Source organism: Leisingera methylohalidivorans DSM 14336, from assembly GCF_000511355.1.
Lineage (GTDB): Bacteria > Pseudomonadota > Alphaproteobacteria > Rhodobacterales > Rhodobacteraceae > Leisingera > Leisingera methylohalidivorans.
The window spans coordinates 3511717-3528744 of the sequence record NC_023135.1 but is presented as its reverse complement, the minus strand read 5'-3'; the positions used below and the strand labels follow the sequence as shown (position 1 = coordinate 3528744).

The window sequence follows — 17028 nt, the reverse complement described above, 5'->3', positions numbered from 1 at the left end:
AAATTATGGCGGGCGCGAAGCTGATGGCTTCGCGCCCGCTTTATGTTTCGGACGGCCGGATTATCCATCAGGATTTTGAGACTGGCCGACTGTCTGCTGTGCGCCGAAAGTTAAGTTCAGTCAGCTATGGCGGGCCAGAAAGCGGTCCAGATCCCGCTGTGAGGGCGGCGTGCCGGTGAAAACCTCGACCCAGCCGGGCATAAGCGAAATCCGGTAGCCGGTGCTTTCGCTCACTTGCATGGAGATATAGCCGATTTGGGTGTAGATCATGGCCCTGGCGCGGATCAGTGCGACGCCTGGGCTGAATCCAAAGCGGATGAACATCTCTGTTAATGCCTGCTCGCGCCGGGTATCGGCTTGGTCCAGCCGTGCCTGCAGGCCGGGATCGTTCCGCGCCCAATTGCGGATGGCCAGATCCAGCCGGGAATCGAACAGGTCGGCATCAATCCAGCAGTCAAACAGGTTGAACAGCGCCTCGGCAATGGTTTCGGCATAAGCTTCGGACCGGGCGATCAGGTTCCCGGTGTTCTTTTCCTCCCACCGCCGCACCATCGCTTCCAGCAACGCCTCGCGGTCTTTGAAGTGCCAGTAGAAACTGGTGCGGGCGACGCCAAGCCGCTTTGCCAGCGGCATCACTTTCACTGCTTCGACGCCGCTCTCGGTCAGTACTTCGTAGGCGGCTGATAGCCAGTCTTCCTCCCCCAGCCGGGTGCGGGTAATGTCCTGAGTGTCCATGCGGCAGACATACCAGCAGGGCAGGACAGGTGCAACTTTTCTTGACAGGTGTGATAGGTTGAATGACACATGTGTCGAGTGCACTTGGCGACTCGCCGGACCCGCATTTGTCCAGACACCGCTCCAGGAGACCCGCACCATGTCCAAGGACCCGCTGCTGCAGCCCTTCAAACTAAAACACCTGACCCTTAGGAACCGGATCATGACGACCAGCCATGAGCCGGCCTACCCGGAGGACGGGATGCCCAAAGATCGATATGCTGCCTATCACGCGGAACGGGCAAAAGCCGGTGTGGCGCTGACGATGACAGCGGGATCGGCGGCGGTCAGCAAGGACAGCCCGCCGGTTTTCAATAATATCCTGGCCTACAAGGATGAGGTGGTGCCGTGGATCCGCAACTTGACCGATCAGGTGCATGAGCATGGCGCAGCCGTGATGATCCAGCTTACCCATCTGGGCCGCCGGACTGGCTGGAACAAAGGCGACTGGCTGCCTGCGGTGTCCTCCACACGCCACCGCGAACCTGCACACCATGCGTTCCCCAAGCTGGCGGAAGACTGGGATATCGCCCGCATCATCACGGATTTCGCGGCCGCGGCGGAGCGGATGAAAGAAGGTGGCATGGACGGCATTGAGATCATGACCCATGGTCATCTTCTTGATCAGTTCATCTCCCCATTGACCAACGATCTGGAGGGCCCATTCGGAGCGGGCAGTCTGGAGAGCCGGATGAAGCTAACCTGCGATGTCATCGATGCCGTGCGGCAGCGGGTGGGAAATGACTTCGTGATCGGTGTCCGCTTTGGTGCCGATGAAGCGCAGAAAGGCGGGATCACTCCGGAAATGGGGTTTGAAATGGCCCGCATTCTTCAAGCCACAGGGCAGGTGGACTTCTTTAATGTGAACCGGGGCAGAATCCACACCGACCCTGCGATGACCGACATGATCCCGGTGCAGGGAATGCGCAGCGCGCCGCATTTGGATCTGGCTGGGGCCGTGCGCGCGGAAACCGGGATGCCGACCTTCCATGCGTCCCGAATCCCGGATGTGGCAACCGCCCGCCATGCGGTTGCAGAAGGGCTGTTGGACATGGTCGGCATGACCCGCGCCCATATGGCGGACCCGCACGTGGTAAAGAAGATCATTGAGGGGCGCGAGAATGACATCCGCCCTTGCGTTGGAGCTACCTATTGCCTCGACCGGATCTATCAGGCGGGGGATGCGCTGTGCATCCACAATGCGGCAACGGGCCGTGAGCTGACCATGCCGCACGAGATTGCACCTGCAGAGACCCGTAAGAAGATCGTGATTGTCGGAGCCGGCCCCGCCGGGCTGGAGGCCGCCCGCGTGGCCGCAGAGCGGGGCCATCATGTCACCGTGTTCGAGGCCGCGGCAGAGCCGGGCGGCCAAATCCGTCTGACAGTGCAGAACCCGCGCAGGGCCGAGATGATTGGCATCATCGACTGGCGCATGGCACAATGCGCCGCCCGTGATGTTGAGTTCCGGTTCAGCACTTGGGCTGATGCCGCGGATGTAACCGCGTTGAACCCGGATGCGGTGATCATCGCGACGGGTGGCATGCCCAATACCGGACTGTTCGAAACCCGCCGGGATATTCCGCATGCGGTCTCGGCCTGGGATATCATTTCCGGCGATGTGAAACCGGCAGCAAATGTGCTGATCTATGACGAGACTGGTGACCACCCCGGCCTGATGGCCGCAGAAATTGCTGCCAATGCCGGTGCCGCAGTCGAGGTGATGACCCCGGACCGTACCTTTGCTCCGGGTATCATGGCGATGAACCTTGTGCCCTACATGCGGGCGCTGCAGGACAAGGATGTCACCTTCACCGTGACCCGCCGCCTGCTGGAGGTCGAGCGAAACGGAAATAAGCTGACCGCGGTAATCGGGACCGACTACAGCGGCCATGTGTACAGGGCCGACTATGATCAGGTGGTTCTGAACTACGGGACGCTGCCGCTGGACGATCTGTACTTCGATCTCAAAGACCTCTCGTCCAACCGCGGCGAAATCGATCAGGATGCGTTGATTGCGGGCAACTCGCAAAGAATAGCGTCCAACCCGCCAGGACAGTTCCAGTTGTTCCGCATCGGTGACGCGGTTTCCGCCCGCAATACGCACGCGGCGGTCTATGATGCGCTGCGCCTGATGAAGGATATCTGATATGCGTTTGGGTTTTTTGGGATGCGGCACCATTGCTTCTGCCGTGGTGCGGGGCCTGGCTGGCAAGGGGCACCAAATAACGGTGTCGGAGCGTAGCAAAGCTCACTCCGCGATGCTTGCCAAGGCGTTCGGAGATGTCACGGCGGCTGGCAATCAGGCGGTGATTGATGCCAGCGATGTGATCTTCCTCGGCCTGTTGGCAGAGACCGCTGAGGGCATTCTGAAGGAGCTGGCCTTCCGTGAAGACCAGCGGGTGATCTCGTTCATGGCCGGTGCGGATCTTTGCCGGGTGGCTGAGCTGACCGCTCCGGCTGAAGCCGCTTCTGTGATGATCCCTTTTCCGGGCATAGCCCTGGGCGGCTCTCCAGTCATGGTGTTGGGCGACACCGCGCTGGTGGGCTGGATCTTCGAGCCGGACAACAGGGTCTTTGCGCTTCAGGACGGGGCGGAACTGAATGCCTATCTGTCGGCGCAGGCGGTGCTCTCGCCAGCGGTGCGCCTAGTGGGGGACGCCGCGGAATGGCTCGGCAATCGGGTCTCGGACAAGGCGCAGGGAGAGGCCTTTCTGCGGATGCTGGTGTCGACCAGCCTGCAAGCATCCGGCTGCGCGGAATTGATCGACGCGCTGAATACCCCTGAAGGCTATAACCAGCGGCTGCGGCTGCATATGGAGAAGGCCGGTCTGCGCACCAGCCTTGCGGAGGGTTTGAGTGCGATCGAACACTGAGGGATCTGCTTGAGTGGCCTAGCCGGCGGGTGTTCTTTCCGTCTTTTGTTCGGGGCTTTGGCCGCATCCTGTTTTTGGCGGCCTTGGCGGGGGTATTTTTGTCCGGACGGAAGCGGGGGGATTGCTTTTTGGGGCTGTTTGGAGCGATTCCGGGGACGGTTCTGTGGATAAGGCGGGCCGGTCTGTGGGTAAGTCTGCCGGTTCCCGGGGCGGCGGGGGCCGGGGCGGGATCCGGCGGTTGCGGCGGCGGTTGCTGAGGGNGGCGGGCGGGGCAGGGGGCNNGAGTTTANTNCNGCGTAAGCCGTTGATTTTGTTGGCATTGCGGTTTTTCCGGGCAGAAAGTTTTGTTTTTTGCGATTTTGGGCTTGCGGGTTCTGGGGGGTAACCGTAAAAGCCCCCTCACCGGCGGCGCTGAGGCGCAGCGGGGCACACCGGACGGGGCGGCGGCGACGCAGGAACGGACGGGAGACACGGCGGAGAGACGCCGGGACGGGCCGGAGAGACGGCAGGACGCCCGGGAGAGACCGGGGCATTTTGATGGATTTGGCAGGCGGGCGCGCTGGGAGAACTGGCGCATCGGTCCTGTTTTTGACCTCGGGATGTTTGCTCTTTGACATTGATGGATAACTGAAGAGATATGTGGGCGGTTTGGTTCGTTTCGATGGATCAACGTCTGTATATCAACGCTCTTAGGAAGTTCGCTTCCGATGATTGAGTGTCAGCTTCACTGTCTTGTTCGGCTTCGGTTTCTTTTGAAACCAAGCACAACAGACAGAGAATAATTGGTTGCAGTTCCGGTTCCTAGCCGGGTCGGATCGCAAGGCATTTCAGACCCCCGTGTTTGAGTGTTTTGTTAAAGCAACCAGTGATGTGCAGAGGTTCGAACGTCAAGGATACGCTGGCAACGGCGTTTCAACTTGAGAGTTTGATCCTGGCTCAGAACGAACGCTGGCGGCAGGCCTAACACATGCAAGTCGAGCGCTCTCCTTCGGGAGGGAGCGGCGGACGGGTTAGTAACGCGTGGGAACGTGCCCTTCTCTAAGGAATAGCCACTGGAAACGGTGAGTAATACCTTATACGCCCTTCGGGGGAAAGATTTATCGGAGAAGGATCGGCCCGCGTTAGATTAGATAGTTGGTGGGGTAACGGCCTACCAAGTCTACGATCTATAGCTGGTTTTAGAGGATGATCAGCAACACTGGGACTGAGACACGGCCCAGACTCCTACGGGAGGCAGCAGTGGGGAATCTTGGACAATGGGCGCAAGCCTGATCCAGCCATGCCGCGTGAGTGATGAAGGCCTTAGGGTCGTAAAGCTCTTTCGCCAGAGATGATAATGACAGTATCTGGTAAAGAAACCCCGGCTAACTCCGTGCCAGCAGCCGCGGTAATACGGAGGGGGTTAGCGTTGTTCGGAATTACTGGGCGTAAAGCGCGCGTAGGCGGACCAGAAAGTAAGGGGTGAAATCCCAGGGCTCAACCCTGGAACTGCCTCTTAAACTCCTGGTCTTGAGTTCGAGAGAGGTGAGTGGAATTCCGAGTGTAGAGGTGAAATTCGTAGATATTCGGAGGAACACCAGTGGCGAAGGCGGCTCACTGGCTCGATACTGACGCTGAGGTGCGAAAGTGTGGGGAGCAAACAGGATTAGATACCCTGGTAGTCCACACCGTAAACGATGAATGCCAGTCGTCGGGTAGCATGCTATTCGGTGACACACCTAACGGATTAAGCATTCCGCCTGGGGAGTACGGTCGCAAGATTAAAACTCAAAGGAATTGACGGGGGCCCGCACAAGCGGTGGAGCATGTGGTTTAATTCGAAGCAACGCGCAGAACCTTACCAACCCTTGACATCCTCGGACCGCCAGAGAGATCTGGTTTTCACTTCGGTGACCGAGTGACAGGTGCTGCATGGCTGTCGTCAGCTCGTGTCGTGAGATGTTCGGTTAAGTCCGGCAACGAGCGCAACCCACATCCTTAGTTGCCAGCAGTTCGGCTGGGCACTCTAGGGAAACTGCCCGTGATAAGCGGGAGGAAGGTGTGGATGACGTCAAGTCCTCATGGCCCTTACGGGTTGGGCTACACACGTGCTACAATGGCAGTGACAATGGGTTAATCCCAAAAAACTGTCTCAGTTCGGATTGTCGTCTGCAACTCGGCGGCATGAAGTCGGAATCGCTAGTAATCGCGTAACAGCATGACGCGGTGAATACGTTCCCGGGCCTTGTACACACCGCCCGTCACACCATGGGAGTTGGGTTTACCCGAAGGCCGTGCGCCAACCACTTCGGTGGGGGCAGCGGACCACGGTGAGCTCAGCGACTGGGGTGAAGTCGTAACAAGGTAGCCGTAGGGGAACCTGCGGCTGGATCACCTCCTTTCTAAGGATGATGCTAGCATCATGGAGCCTGCTCCTGATCGTGCATCACTTAGCATGGACAGCAAACAAAGCTGTCCGCATCGGGGCATCGCAAGATGCCCTCTGGACCGGACCGTCCTCATATCTCTTCAGGAAAACACGCGGCAGCAGCCGTTACTGGCAGCTGTCGGTGACATAACCACTGAGTGCTGCTCTCGGGCATTGCCTTGCAATACCCTGTCGCACACCGGTTTTGTTTTGCAGAGCAGAACGAAAACCTGGGTCGGTAGCTCAGGTGGTTAGAGCGCACGCCTGATAAGCGTGAGGTCGGAGGTTCAAGTCCTCCTCGACCCACCATAATCCCTCGGGATATATTTGGGGCCTTAGCTCAGCTGGGAGAGCGCCTGATTTGCATTCAGGAGGTCAGGAGTTCGATCCTCCTAGGCTCCACCATCCCCCGCGGGGACGCCGTAAGGAAGAACATATCTTCAAGCAGTTTCTGACTGTTTGAACGTCTGTTCTTCAGACGAAAATTGACATCGTTAAGAGAGATACAATCAACAAGACTGTTGGCCGCCCGAGTGTGGGACCGGTCTCAGTCAGGTGCTGACTGTCCTTCGGGACGGGATGCGAGCTTCAGAATACGTCATGTTTCCTCAGACGTCCTGAAGTCTGCCTGATTGAAAAGACAGTGTTGTCCAAGTCAAGTACACTAACCCGCATGATCTGAGGATCATGCAACAAGTTCCTGGTCGCAGATGTGGCCGGGAGCGGGATAGTTTGCTTTTTGGTTCAGAATAAAGGCGCCGGTTTCTTACCAGCTTCCGGAGCCGCGGAAGGTAACACTTTCTTTTTCTGGATCAAATCAAGCGCGAGAAGGGCGTTTGGTGGATGCCTTGGCAGTAAGAGGCGATGAAAGACGTGATACCCTGCGATAAGCTTGGGGGAGCCGGGAATAGGCTTTGATCCCAAGATCTCTGAATGGGGGAACCCACCTGAAAGTTTGTTATAATAGCCGCCGGTTTATTCCGGATGGCTGCTTATAATGGGCTTAACCAGGTACTTATAGACTGAATACATAGGTTTATAAGAGCAAACCCGGGGAACTGAAACATCTAAGTACCCGGAGGAAAGGACATCAATAGAGACTCCGTTAGTAGCGGCGAGCGAACGCGGACCAGCCGAGCCTGATGAGTGAGAAGAACATGCTGGGAAGCATGGCCATAGCGGGTGACAGCCCCGTATTCTAAGCTCTGAGGGACGTATTAAGTAGGGCGGGACACGTGAAATCCTGTTCGAAGATCGGAGGACCACCTCCGAAGGCTAAGTACTCCTTACTGACCGATAGCGAACCAGTACCGTGAGGGAAAGGTGAAAAGCACCCCGGCGAGGGGAGTGAAACAGTACCTGAAACCGAACGCCTACAATCAGTTGGAGGCCCCTTGAGGGCTGACAGCGTACCTTTTGTATAATGGGTCATCGACTTGGTCTCACGAGCAAGCTTAAACCGTTAGGTGTAGGCGCAGCGAAAGCGAGTCTTAATAGGGCGCATGAGTTCGTGGGATCAGACCCGAAACCGAGTGATCTAGGCATGGCCAGGTTGAAGGTGCGGTAACACGCACTGGAGGACCGAACCCACATCCGTTGAAAAGGATCGGGATGAGCTGTGCCTAGGGGTGAAAGGCCAATCAAACTCGGAGATAGCTGGTTCTCTGCGAAATCTATTTAGGTAGAGCGTCATCCGAATACCCCGGGGGGTAGAGCACTGGATGGGTAATGGGGCCCCACAGGCTTACTGATCCTAACCAAACTCCGAATACCCGGGAGTACTGGATGGCAGACACACGGCGGATGCTAACGTCCGTCGTGGAGAGGGAAACAACCCTGACCTCCGGCTAAGGCCCCCAATTCATGGCTAAGTGGGAAAGCAGGTGAGACGTCCAAAACAACCAGGAGGTTGGCTTAGAAGCAGCCATCCTTTAAAGATAGCGTAACAGCTCACTGGTCTAATCAAGATGTCTTGCGGCGAAGATGTAACGGGGCTCAAGCCATGAGCCGAAGCCGAGGATGCACATAGTGCATGGTAGCAGAGCGTAGTGTGACATAGTTCCATGCGTCCTTACTTTCCTCCGGGAAAGATTGGACGCAAGGAGCTTTCGATGAAGCGGGCGCGTGAGCGATCCCGTGGAGAGATCACTAGTGAGAATGATGACATGAGTAGCGACAAAGAGTGTGAGAGACACTCTCGCCGAAAGTCCAAGGGTTCCTGCTTAAAGCTAATCTGAGCAGGGTAAGCCGGCCCCTAAGCCGAGGCCGAAAGGCGTAGGCGATGGGAACCACGTTAATATTCGTGGGCCAGGAGGATGTGACGGATTGTGAAGGTAGTTCATCCTTATCGGATTGAATGGGCTGCTGATCAGTCCCTGGAAATAGCCCTCCGTCAGACCGTACCCTAAACCGACACAGGTGGACTGGTAGAGAATACCAAGGCGCTTGAGAGAACGATGTTGAAGGAACTCGGCAAAATACCTCCGTAAGTTCGCGAGAAGGAGGCCCGGGTCCTACGCAAGTGGAATCCGGGGGCACAAACCAGGGGGTGGCGACTGTTTATTAAAAACACAGGGCTCTGCGAAGCCGTAAGGCGACGTATAGGGTCTGACGCCTGCCCGGTGCCTGAAGGTTAAAAGGAGGGGTGAGAGCTCCGAATTGAAGCCCAGGTAAACGGCGGCCGTAACTATAACGGTCCTAAGGTAGCGAAATTCCTTGTCGGGTAAGTTCCGACCTGCACGAATGGCGTAACGACTTCCCCGCTGTCTCCAACATCGACTCAGCGAAATTGAATTGCCTGTCAAGATGCAGGCTTCCCGCGGTTAGACGGAAAGACCCCGTGCACCTTTACTACAGCTTCGCACTGGTATCAGGATTGTGATGTGCAGGATAGGTGGTAGGCATCGAAACCGTGACGCTAGTCGCGGTGGAGCCTCCCTTGAGATACCACCCTTCGCACTCTTGATATCTAACCGCGGTCCGTTATCCGGATCCGGGACCCTGCGTGGCGGGTAGTTTGACTGGGGCGGTCGCCTCCTAAAGAGTAACGGAGGCGCGCGAAGGTTGGCTCAGAGCGGTCGGAAATCGCTCGTTGAGTGCAATGGCAGAAGCCAGCCTGACTGCGAGACTGACAAGTCGAGCAGAGACGAAAGTCGGCCATAGTGATCCGGTGGTCCCGAGTGGAAGGGCCATCGCTCAACGGATAAAAGGTACGCCGGGGATAACAGGCTGATACTGCCCAAGAGTCCATATCGACGGCAGTGTTTGGCACCTCGATGTCGGCTCATCTCATCCTGGGGCTGGAGCAGGTCCCAAGGGTACGGCTGTTCGCCGTTTAAAGAGGTACGTGAGCTGGGTTTAGAACGTCGTGAGACAGTTCGGTCCCTATCTGCCGTGGGTGTAGGATACTTGAGAGGAGTTGCCCCTAGTACGAGAGGACCGGGGTGAACGAACCACTGGTGGACCTGTTGTTGCGCCAGCAGCAGTGCAGGGTAGCTATGTTCGGACAGGATAACCGCTGAAGGCATCTAAGCGGGAAGCCCCCCTCAAAACAAGGTATCCCTGAGGGCCGTGGAAGACCACCACGCCGATAGGCCGGAGATGTAAGTGCAGCAATGCATTCAGTTGACCGGTACTAATCGCCCGATAGGCTTGATTTGATCCAGTAACAGACAGTGTTACTCGAACCAAAGCAAACACATCCCAAACTGACTTGGACAACCTTGATTGTAACGCCTTCCGCTTTTGGAAACGTCCCCGTGACGTAACAGACCAGCGGCAACGCATGTTTGCTTTGCAAACACGCTGCCTGCCGCCAAATCCAAAAGCCGGAGGCTTTTGGATTTTCCTCGGTTTGGTGGCTACAGCACAAGTGAAACACCCGGTCCCTTCCCGAACCCGGAAGTTAAGCACTGTCGCGCCGATGGTACTTGGGCTCAAGCCCTGGGAGAGTAGGTCACCGCCAAACCTAGTAAAATCCAAACCTCTCATAACGATATCAAAAAAAAACACCTGACGCGGGATGGAGCAGCCAGGTAGCTCGTCAGGCTCATAACCTGAAGGTCGCAGGTTCAAATCCTGCTCCCGCAACCAGCGTTTCCGACCAAGCCTCCGCCAACAGCGGGGGCTTTTTCGATTCCGGGCTCCCCAAAGCCATGATCCCGGCCAATTCCCCAACAAGTTCAAGCTCATGCCCGCCCGGCGCATCAGCGTCCGGAACCATCCGAACCTGCGAAATCAGCGCCCGCAGCGCTGCTGTGGCTTCCCGCTTCACCTCCGGCGCGTTCAGCGACCGGGCGAGATCTTCGACCATCTCGCCGTAGCGCTGCGAAAGGCTGGGATGCAGCCGCAGGGCAGGGGGCCCAGGGCTTTCCTTGATGATGGCCTCCAATCCGGCTTTCTCCGCTTCCAGTTCCGACATCTTGGCCTTCAATGACGCATGGTACATGGCTGCGAGCACGCCGGGCCGGTCAGGGTGGCATGGCTCATCGACCAAGTTGGCGATCAGGTGACGGTTGCCGACGTGATTGCTAAGATGAAATGCACCAGGTGCAAGCAGCGGAACATCAAGCAGTATTCGATCACCTTTGCAGGGGCTTCCATGGAGGCCATGCGCGGGGCTGATCAGCGAAGATAGACGGCCAGCTGGCATTCAAGTTTTTCAATGCGCTGGCGCAGCCGTCTTTGGAAGCGCCAGTCTTCTCTCCGTTGTCTCGATGCGGCTTTCCGGAACAATACATGTGCAGCTTGCGGGGCCGCCTATCGCACTGCCGCGACATGTGGGGGTAACACGTCGTAACCGTATTCGTCTCTGCCCAATAGCAGCGGTCTGGCACGTGTACCGTCAAAGACATCGGATCGGCGCTTTACCAGAAGGGCGACGACATGGAAGAGTTCTTTGAGAGTGTGGCCTCATGGCCAACGCGGCGCACCAGAGCGCCTATCGGAAGCAGAAGTCGAAATAGGAGAATGATGTAATGCCACTTACGTTTTCGGGAGAGCGGGAAGGCTCTCAGGAGTTTGAGACGCTGCTTGAAGCGTTTGATGGAGAAAAGCGCGTGGTCATTGTTACCTCCAGCGAAGCTATCGAGGACCACGGGCTCCATGCTGTGCAGTCAAGGGCTGAGGAAAAGTACGACGCTGGGCTGTTTGGTAGTGATGGGCGCGTGCGGGTGTTAACAACGGATTTCTAGCGCTGGGTGTTTCGGTCGTCCATAAGAGGAGAATTAGGCGTGGAAGTATCAATATGGCAGGGAATAGTCGTGGGGGCAGTCGGTGGCGCCTGTGCTAGTTTGACGGTCGCTCTGGTTTCTTGGGCGGCGCGACTGGCAGGTGAGCACAGGGACCGGAAAAAATTTACTACTGGCTGAAAGGCGAGAGGAGCGGCGGCGGTCATAGCTTCCGGTCCACGCGCGCTATAGCGAGCTGGAACAACCTTACAGAGGACCGCGTGCGCCATCTCCGCTCGCACGACAAGAGGATTTTTCTTTCAACGGGGGAGCGAGGAGATATGTGGAGCATTACGAGCCGCGAACAGTCTCCCAATATTAGGTCCACCTGATTCAGAAAAGGAGAAGTCGGCCGTGGATCAGTTCGTGGTTTCGAATATCGGCATTTTTTCTCAAATTGCAGAAGATGCTTTTGCGGATATGGAGCAGGCCGAAGGTAAAGCTCGCACACCGCGCCTCGGTGGAGTTGGCGACATCGTTAAATTTGACCCTCAGCGGAAATCGTTTAAGGCAGCACTTGTTTATATCACCTTTTCGGCAATGTGGTTGGAAGCGAGACTGCATGTTGAAATCGCAGAGCGCTTCAGCAAAAGCAAGGCTCGTGAGTTCGACAAGAAGAAGTACGAGTGCAGGCTAAAGTTTCTAGGGGTCTTGGATGAGAGCCTGCTGAGTCGCGTTCACCAATTCAGGTTACTTAGAAATGACCTTGTTCACGAAAAGGCTCACTGTAACCAAAATACAGTTCACGTTGCTCAGAAAGAGGCGCGCAAAGCCAGGGCACTGATGCAGGATATTAGTCGCCGGTTGGCGGATCAAAGTGTCATTACGTAACGGAAATCCGGAAAGGGAGCGAATTTTGAGGAAGTTGAATGAAGTACAGCGGGTGGAAGTGCTGAACGACTACTGCAGGTATTTGCTCGAGATATTTAATCGTCTTTGGGTCTGTCACCACACACTTAACGCCCTCTCGAAGGGGGCGGCGGTAAATGTCTATCGTCCCGTCGATATAGAACTTTGTTACCTGCAACTCAGGAAAGTCTTTGAGTTAATGATGTTTGGGAGCTTGCTGGCCCAGTCAACCGAGTTGCCTGCGCTCGGGAAAAAGCTAAGGAATACCTACAAGGCCACACAAATTGTCGCTCATGTTCGAAAGAGAAACCCCAAATTCTTCCCCATACCCAGGGCGCCAGACGCAGACACTATACCTCATAGGGCGCAGTCTAATTCTGATCCACATTTGGAAGAGAATGAGTTTAAGGTTCTGTATCAACGAGCATTAGACCATCACCTACATGCCAATCGCAATTTTGGCATGTGCGCTGATCAAGACACTTCTGCGGTGCTCGAAATTCAGGCCGTGGTTTGTAAGATTAAGCGGCTTCTGAAAGTGCATACGCTCGAGCTTTCAACAGGCGACCTTATTTTGGCGCAGTTGATGAACAAGGAAACTGAGAAGCCTCATGCACAGTTTCTTATGCGTGTCACAGGTCCAGTCTGAATGATCCAGAAAAGGAGCAGGGTATGATGGGCGATGGCAACAATAACAGTCGAGGGTTTCAGGACATGGAACCGTTTCGTGTTGAACTCTTTTCAGCCAGCTTTACTATTCCTTGGGCATCAATGCGAAGTGAAAACAATCTGTTACTCGCCGCCTTTGTCGTGAACCGTATTCAGCCCCGGATAGAAGATGCTCTGTCTCGGCATTTTCCCCGCGCAGTTGAACAGCCTGACGGGGGATATCTTGATATTAAGTTGGAAGAATTCTTTTTTCCTGAGGTCAAGTTTGAAGAAGGCTCGATAAAGATTACTTTTACCGGGGCCGTTTTTATAATTTGGTTTGCCTATCAAGGCGTCGCTGCCTATCCAGGCTTCAAGGAGGGCGCTTTTGAGATGTACAGTGATGTACGCGCTGCTATTTCGGCTGTGCAGCAGCAAATTAAGGGGTCAGACGCGGAAGAGCATGAACCTATCCCGCAATTTTTCGATACGGTTGAGTTTTGGTGCCGCGATCCCGAGGACATTGAAAGAGAGTTACTGACGAATTGGAAAAGCCGAGACCCAAAAATGCACTAAGCCGCTTTGCAATGAATTATCCGCATTGCTGAGCTTTCGCTTTTATCTCCTTGCGTTGGCTATCTACAGTGTCCGTCCTATCCAACAAAGGAGTGTCATGCGGCTTCCTCCATTTCATCAATGTTGCAGAGGTGCGGGCGGAAGGTGATCGCCACGACCTTCGGATTGGCTTCCCAGCTGATGTCTGGGCCGTCTTTTTTGCGGGGGGAGCCGTTGATGCTGTCCCAGAGTGCAGCAAAGGCTGATACCGGGCTGCCATGCCGGGTGTCACCTTCGAAACCCCAGTTGCAGCCATGATCGACGGCCAACTGCCCCGCCCACGGGAGCTGAATGAGGCCTTCGGCCTCGGCATCGTCCGGCGAAATATCCTGCAGGCGCTGGAAACGCACGTCAGTCACCTCCAGCGTGATCCGGCTGGCCCAGCGGGGCTTATGGATCGAGGGGCGCCAGCGAAGCCCGCCGGTGCTGCGGTCAAAGCAGGCGCGGTAGACGGCGGCGTCGTAGTCGTTGGCGGGGTTGACGCGCTGATCTACGCCGACGCTCAAGCGGTAAGCGTGCTTGTTGGTCAGAGCGTGTGTCTCGCGCACCCAGATGTGGTCGCCTACGCAGTATTGCTGCGGCTCTGAAGCCGGGATCGGGTTTGTAGATCCGCCGCGTCTGGGTTTTCCCGGCTCCCGGGGTCTCAATTTCGCGCAGGATCGCCCTGACCATCGGCGCGGCGAAAAGCATGGGCTTGTCGGTCATTTGCAGGCCTCCCGGAATGAGGTGAGGCCTTGTCACAGGCCAGCCGTGCGCGCCGAAGGTCAGCAAACACACGCTTGCATTCACCAGCCGTTGCTCCATCCCTGTGCAGAAACCATTCTGCTAGGAGGCAGTGGACCTCCCTGGAGGCTTCGAGGCCTGCCGCCAGTTCCTGCGCCGCAATGAGCGCACGCATCATCTGGCGGCGGGGCGGCTCCTTCATTGCGTTGCCATCGCCGCCGTGAAGGTCGCGGATATGCTGTTGGATGCTCGCCTCTTTGTGCGAGCGCTTGCCGCAGCGGGAGCAGAAAAAGACGCCTTTCCCTGCTGATCCCTTGGCCCCGTTGCCGGGCGCCCTGGCTGCTTTGATATGGTCGAGGATGTTCACGCGGCTTCCTCCTCAACTTCGGCAGGGAAGTAGTAGAATACCGGGTCAGTTCTCAGTGAAATTCAACAATCCAGTCTCTGACAGCCTCAGCGATGAACTCCGGGCCATTGTCTGACCGAGTGCAGCCTGGCACGCCGCGCAGGATGAACAGGTCAGTCAGTGCATCAATGACTTCGGTCGGGTTCAGCTTGCGTTTTACACGGATCGCCAGACATTCCCGGCTGTGCTCGTCCAAGATGTTGAGCGTCCTGAACGCCCTGCCAGCGTCGGTTCGATGATGCACGAAGTCATACGGCCAAACATGGTTGCGATACCCGGGTTGCAGACGGACGCACGATCCATCGTTCAGCCAGAGCCGCCCCTTCTTTGGTTGTTTCATTGGCACTTTAAGCCCCTCACGCCGCCCCAAGCTGTCACGGTTGTAAACTAGTTGTTTGATCCCACGGTTTGATGGTGCGATCCTTTCGTCGGAATGGAGGGAGATGGGGATCACGTCCGTCAAGCTGGTGTAATTTCCCGGATGGCCTGAGGTCATAATCAGGCGGCTTGGGTTGAAAGGCTGAGACTGGGGTCTGTCTCCTCTGCGTCGGTTTCGGCGAAGGCCTCAACCATCATGTAGCGGCTGGCGGCCTGCCATTCGTCGTTCTGTTCGAACAGCACGGCGCCGGTCAGGCGGGTGATGGAGGCCTCATCCGGGAAAATACCGGCGACATCGGCTCGGCGCTTCAACTCCTTGTTCAAGCGCTCGATCGGGTTGGTGCTGTGCAACTTCGTCCTGTGCTGGCGCGGGAACGCGATGTAGGCCAGCACGTCGTGCTCGCTCTCATCCATGAGGTTAGCCAGCTTGGGCCATCGTCCGCGGAGCTGATCCGCAACGCGTCGCCAGGTTTATCCGGCGGATGCGCGGTCGGGCTGGTCGAAGGCCTGGCGGATCGCAGCGGCGACTACGGTGTGCTGGCCGCGTGGGACATGTGCCAGAGCATTGCGCATCCAGTGAACGCGACATCGCTGCCAGGTTGCCTCGAAGACCCGCTCGATGGCCGCCCTGAGGCCGCTGTGCGCGTCGCTGATCACCAGCTTGGTGCCGTCCAGCCCTCGGGCCTTCAAGCCGCGCAGGAAGTCCGTCCAGAAGGTCTCGGCTTCTGACGGACCAAGCCCCAGGCCAATGATTTCGCGCCGCCCATCGGTGTTTGCGGCGACGGCTATTATGGCCGCGACGCTTACGATCCGGCCGCCCTGGCGCACCTTGAGATACGTTGCATCCAGCCTGACGCAGGGCCATCCGCCGCAAAGAGGGCGGTTCAGAAACTCGCCGACACGCTCGTCGATGTCCTTGCACAGCTTCGATACCGTGCTCTTGGAGATGCCCTGCAGCCCCATCGCCTGGGCCAGCTCGTCGACCCTGCGCGTGGACACCCCGCCGATCCAGGCCTTCTGGATCACCGCGCCCAAGGCCTTCTCCGGGGTCTTGCGGGGCTCCAGGAAGCCGGGGAAATAGCGGCCCTGCCGAAGCTTTGGAGCCTTCAGGTTCAGCGTGCCCAGCCGCGTATCAAATGCGCGCTCCCGGGAGCCGTTTCGCCAGGTCGTGCGCTGATCGGCGCGCTCATGCTTGCCGGCACCGATCAGGCCTTCCACGCCGGCCTCCATGATCAGCTGTAAAACTGCCTCGGCGACGGCATGCAGAAAGTCGCCGCCATCCTGCTTTGCGAGAAGCTCGGAAAGGCCCATGTTGGTCTTGGTCACCGGGGTTGCTGTGTGGTTCGTGGTTGAAGCGTCGAAACTCCACCTCGGCCATACACCTCGATAGGGTGTTGTGAAATTATTGGCTGGACAAATGCAGCAAAGTTATGTCAGCAATGCGCTACTGTTTTGGTAGCGCATTGGAGAGCCCAATGGAAAATCCCTTAAGACCGGCCGAGGAACCATTTTCAGCCGAAATCCAAATGCTCCTTGAAGGGGTTCCCCGGCAAAATGGTTACTTGCTGAAATTATTTCGCGTCTTCGCCAATAGCCCAAGGTTCCTGAAGAAAGGAGTGTCAAATCACCTTGACAAGCAAAGCCCGATTTCCAAACGGGAGCGGGAAATTGTGATCCTGCGGGTCACCGCCAACCTTGAGTGTGAATACGAGTGGGGTGTTCATGTCGCAATTTTTTCACGCCACGTGGGCCTTACCGAAGAGCAAGTTCGAGCCACTGTGCAGTGCGCAAGCACTGCATCATGCTGGTCGGAGCCAGAGAGTTTGCTTCTTGAAGTTGTGGACCAGATGTGCCTCCAAGGCTACTTGGACCAGGAAGAATTAAACCGTTTTCAGGAAATGTGGACAGTCGAGCAACAACTGGAAATATTGGCTGTGTGCGGGACTTACCATACTGTCAGCTATGTGGCTAACGTGTCTGGGATTGACTTAGAAAGCTTCAGTGCAAAATTCCCAAGGTCTGTTAGTTCATGTTGACGGCATGAGTGCCGCGCAAAGTAAAGGCCGCTAATTTTCCCCCAAGGAGTTATTTTGGAGCCGGCAATCCAAAACCAGTTTTTAAGGCGAA

Annotated in this window: 11 protein-coding genes, 3 tRNA genes, 3 rRNA genes and 2 pseudogenes; 14 read left to right on the top strand and 5 right to left on the bottom strand. The window is 56.6% G+C overall.

What is annotated here, in order from left to right:
* Positions 1-120: 120 nt before the first annotated feature.
* Positions 121-735, bottom strand: a complete 615-nt coding sequence (locus tag METH_RS17240) for a TetR/AcrR family transcriptional regulator (RefSeq protein WP_024091757.1) — start codon at positions 733-735, stop codon at positions 121-123.
* Positions 736-874: 139 nt separating this feature from the next.
* Here METH_RS17240 and METH_RS17235 point away from each other — a divergent pair, with 139 nt between their 5' ends.
* The 13 genes from METH_RS17235 to METH_RS17165 all read left to right on the top strand — a co-directional run bounded on the left by METH_RS17235 (position 875) and on the right by METH_RS17165 (position 13355).
* A complete protein-coding gene (locus METH_RS17235; protein ID WP_024091756.1) occupies positions 875-2920 on the top strand; it encodes an NADH:flavin oxidoreductase in 2046 nt (681 codons plus the stop codon).
* A gap of 1 nt (position 2921) precedes the next feature.
* Positions 2922-3647, top strand: a complete 726-nt coding sequence (locus METH_RS17230) for an NAD(P)-binding domain-containing protein (RefSeq protein WP_024091755.1) — start codon at positions 2922-2924, stop codon at positions 3645-3647.
* A 913-nt stretch (positions 3648-4560) separates the two neighbouring features.
* Positions 4561-6028: ribosomal RNA gene (locus METH_RS17220) — 16S ribosomal RNA — on the top strand.
* A gap of 258 nt (positions 6029-6286) precedes the next feature.
* Positions 6287-6363: transfer RNA gene (locus METH_RS17215), tRNA-Ile, on the top strand.
* Between the two features lie 20 nt (positions 6364-6383).
* Positions 6384-6459 (top strand) — tRNA-Ala (locus tag METH_RS17210).
* Positions 6460-6869: 410 nt separating this feature from the next.
* A 23S ribosomal RNA gene (locus METH_RS17205) occupies positions 6870-9713 on the top strand.
* A gap of 193 nt (positions 9714-9906) precedes the next feature.
* Positions 9907-10021 (top strand): 5S ribosomal RNA (gene rrf / locus METH_RS17200).
* The 16S, 23S and 5S rRNA genes sit together here with 3 tRNA genes alongside, the layout of an rRNA operon.
* A gap of 48 nt (positions 10022-10069) precedes the next feature.
* Positions 10070-10146 (top strand) — tRNA-Met (locus METH_RS17195).
* 346 nt (positions 10147-10492) lie between these two features.
* Positions 10493-10690, top strand: a complete 198-nt coding sequence (locus tag METH_RS17185; protein ID WP_024091754.1) for a hypothetical protein — start codon at positions 10493-10495, stop codon at positions 10688-10690.
* Between the two features lie 340 nt (positions 10691-11030).
* Positions 11031-11246 carry a hypothetical protein gene (locus METH_RS17180; protein ID WP_024091753.1) on the top strand — a complete coding sequence of 72 codons (216 nt, stop codon included), beginning with the start codon at positions 11031-11033 and terminating at the stop codon, positions 11244-11246.
* A gap of 390 nt (positions 11247-11636) precedes the next feature.
* Positions 11637-12113, top strand: a complete 477-nt coding sequence (locus tag METH_RS17175) for a hypothetical protein (protein WP_024091752.1) — start codon at positions 11637-11639, stop codon at positions 12111-12113.
* A gap of 25 nt (positions 12114-12138) precedes the next feature.
* The gene (locus METH_RS17170; protein WP_024091751.1) at positions 12139-12780 is read left to right on the top strand and encodes a hypothetical protein; all 642 of its coding nucleotides are present in this window, start codon (positions 12139-12141) and stop codon (positions 12778-12780) included.
* A gap of 26 nt (positions 12781-12806) precedes the next feature.
* Entirely contained in the window at positions 12807-13355 is a 549-nt protein-coding gene (locus METH_RS17165; RefSeq protein ID WP_156927521.1) for a hypothetical protein, read from the top strand.
* Positions 13356-13450: 95 nt separating this feature from the next.
* On the opposite strand, the gene METH_RS22805 is transcribed toward METH_RS17165, so the two are convergent.
* The 4 genes and pseudogenes from METH_RS22805 to METH_RS17145 all read right to left on the bottom strand — a co-directional run bounded on the left by METH_RS22805 (position 13451) and on the right by METH_RS17145 (position 16227).
* The gene (locus METH_RS22805) at positions 13451-13942 is read right to left on the bottom strand and encodes a hypothetical protein (RefSeq protein WP_024091749.1); all 492 of its coding nucleotides are present in this window, start codon (positions 13940-13942) and stop codon (positions 13451-13453) included.
* A 95-nt stretch (positions 13943-14037) separates the two neighbouring features.
* Positions 14038-14484, bottom strand: coding sequence for a hypothetical protein (locus METH_RS17155; protein ID WP_024091748.1), 447 nt, complete (start codon positions 14482-14484; stop codon positions 14038-14040).
* A gap of 67 nt (positions 14485-14551) precedes the next feature.
* Positions 14552-14899, bottom strand: a pseudogene (locus tag METH_RS17150) (DDE-type integrase/transposase/recombinase); the annotation flags it as partial.
* A gap of 122 nt (positions 14900-15021) precedes the next feature.
* Positions 15022-16227 (bottom strand): annotated as a pseudogene (locus METH_RS17145) (IS256 family transposase).
* 149 nt (positions 16228-16376) lie between these two features.
* On the opposite strand from METH_RS17145, the gene METH_RS17140 reads away from it, so the two are divergent.
* Positions 16377-16937: a carboxymuconolactone decarboxylase family protein gene (locus tag METH_RS17140; RefSeq protein WP_024091746.1), complete on the top strand. Its 561-nt coding sequence runs from the start codon at positions 16377-16379 to the stop codon at positions 16935-16937.
* The last annotated feature ends 91 nt before the right edge of the window (positions 16938-17028 follow it).

What these genes read in the sequence shown, in the direction of transcription:
- METH_RS17140 (WP_024091746.1), top strand. Translation starts at nt 16,377, where the DNA reads ATGGAAAATCCCTTAAGACCGGCCGAGGAACCATTTTCAGCCGAAATC.
- METH_RS17165 (WP_156927521.1), top strand. Translation starts at nt 12,807, where the DNA reads ATGGGCGATGGCAACAATAACAGTCGAGGGTTTCAGGACATGGAACCG.
- METH_RS17240 (WP_024091757.1), bottom strand. Translation starts at nt 735, where the DNA reads ATGGACACTCAGGACATTACCCGCACCCGGCTGGGGGAGGAAGACTGG.
- METH_RS17230 (WP_024091755.1), top strand. Translation starts at nt 2,922, where the DNA reads ATGCGTTTGGGTTTTTTGGGATGCGGCACCATTGCTTCTGCCGTGGTG.
- METH_RS17235 (WP_024091756.1), top strand. Translation starts at nt 875, where the DNA reads ATGTCCAAGGACCCGCTGCTGCAGCCCTTCAAACTAAAACACCTGACC.
- METH_RS17185 (WP_024091754.1), top strand. Translation starts at nt 10,493, where the DNA reads ATGGTACATGGCTGCGAGCACGCCGGGCCGGTCAGGGTGGCATGGCTC.
- METH_RS17180 (WP_024091753.1), top strand. Translation starts at nt 11,031, where the DNA reads ATGCCACTTACGTTTTCGGGAGAGCGGGAAGGCTCTCAGGAGTTTGAG.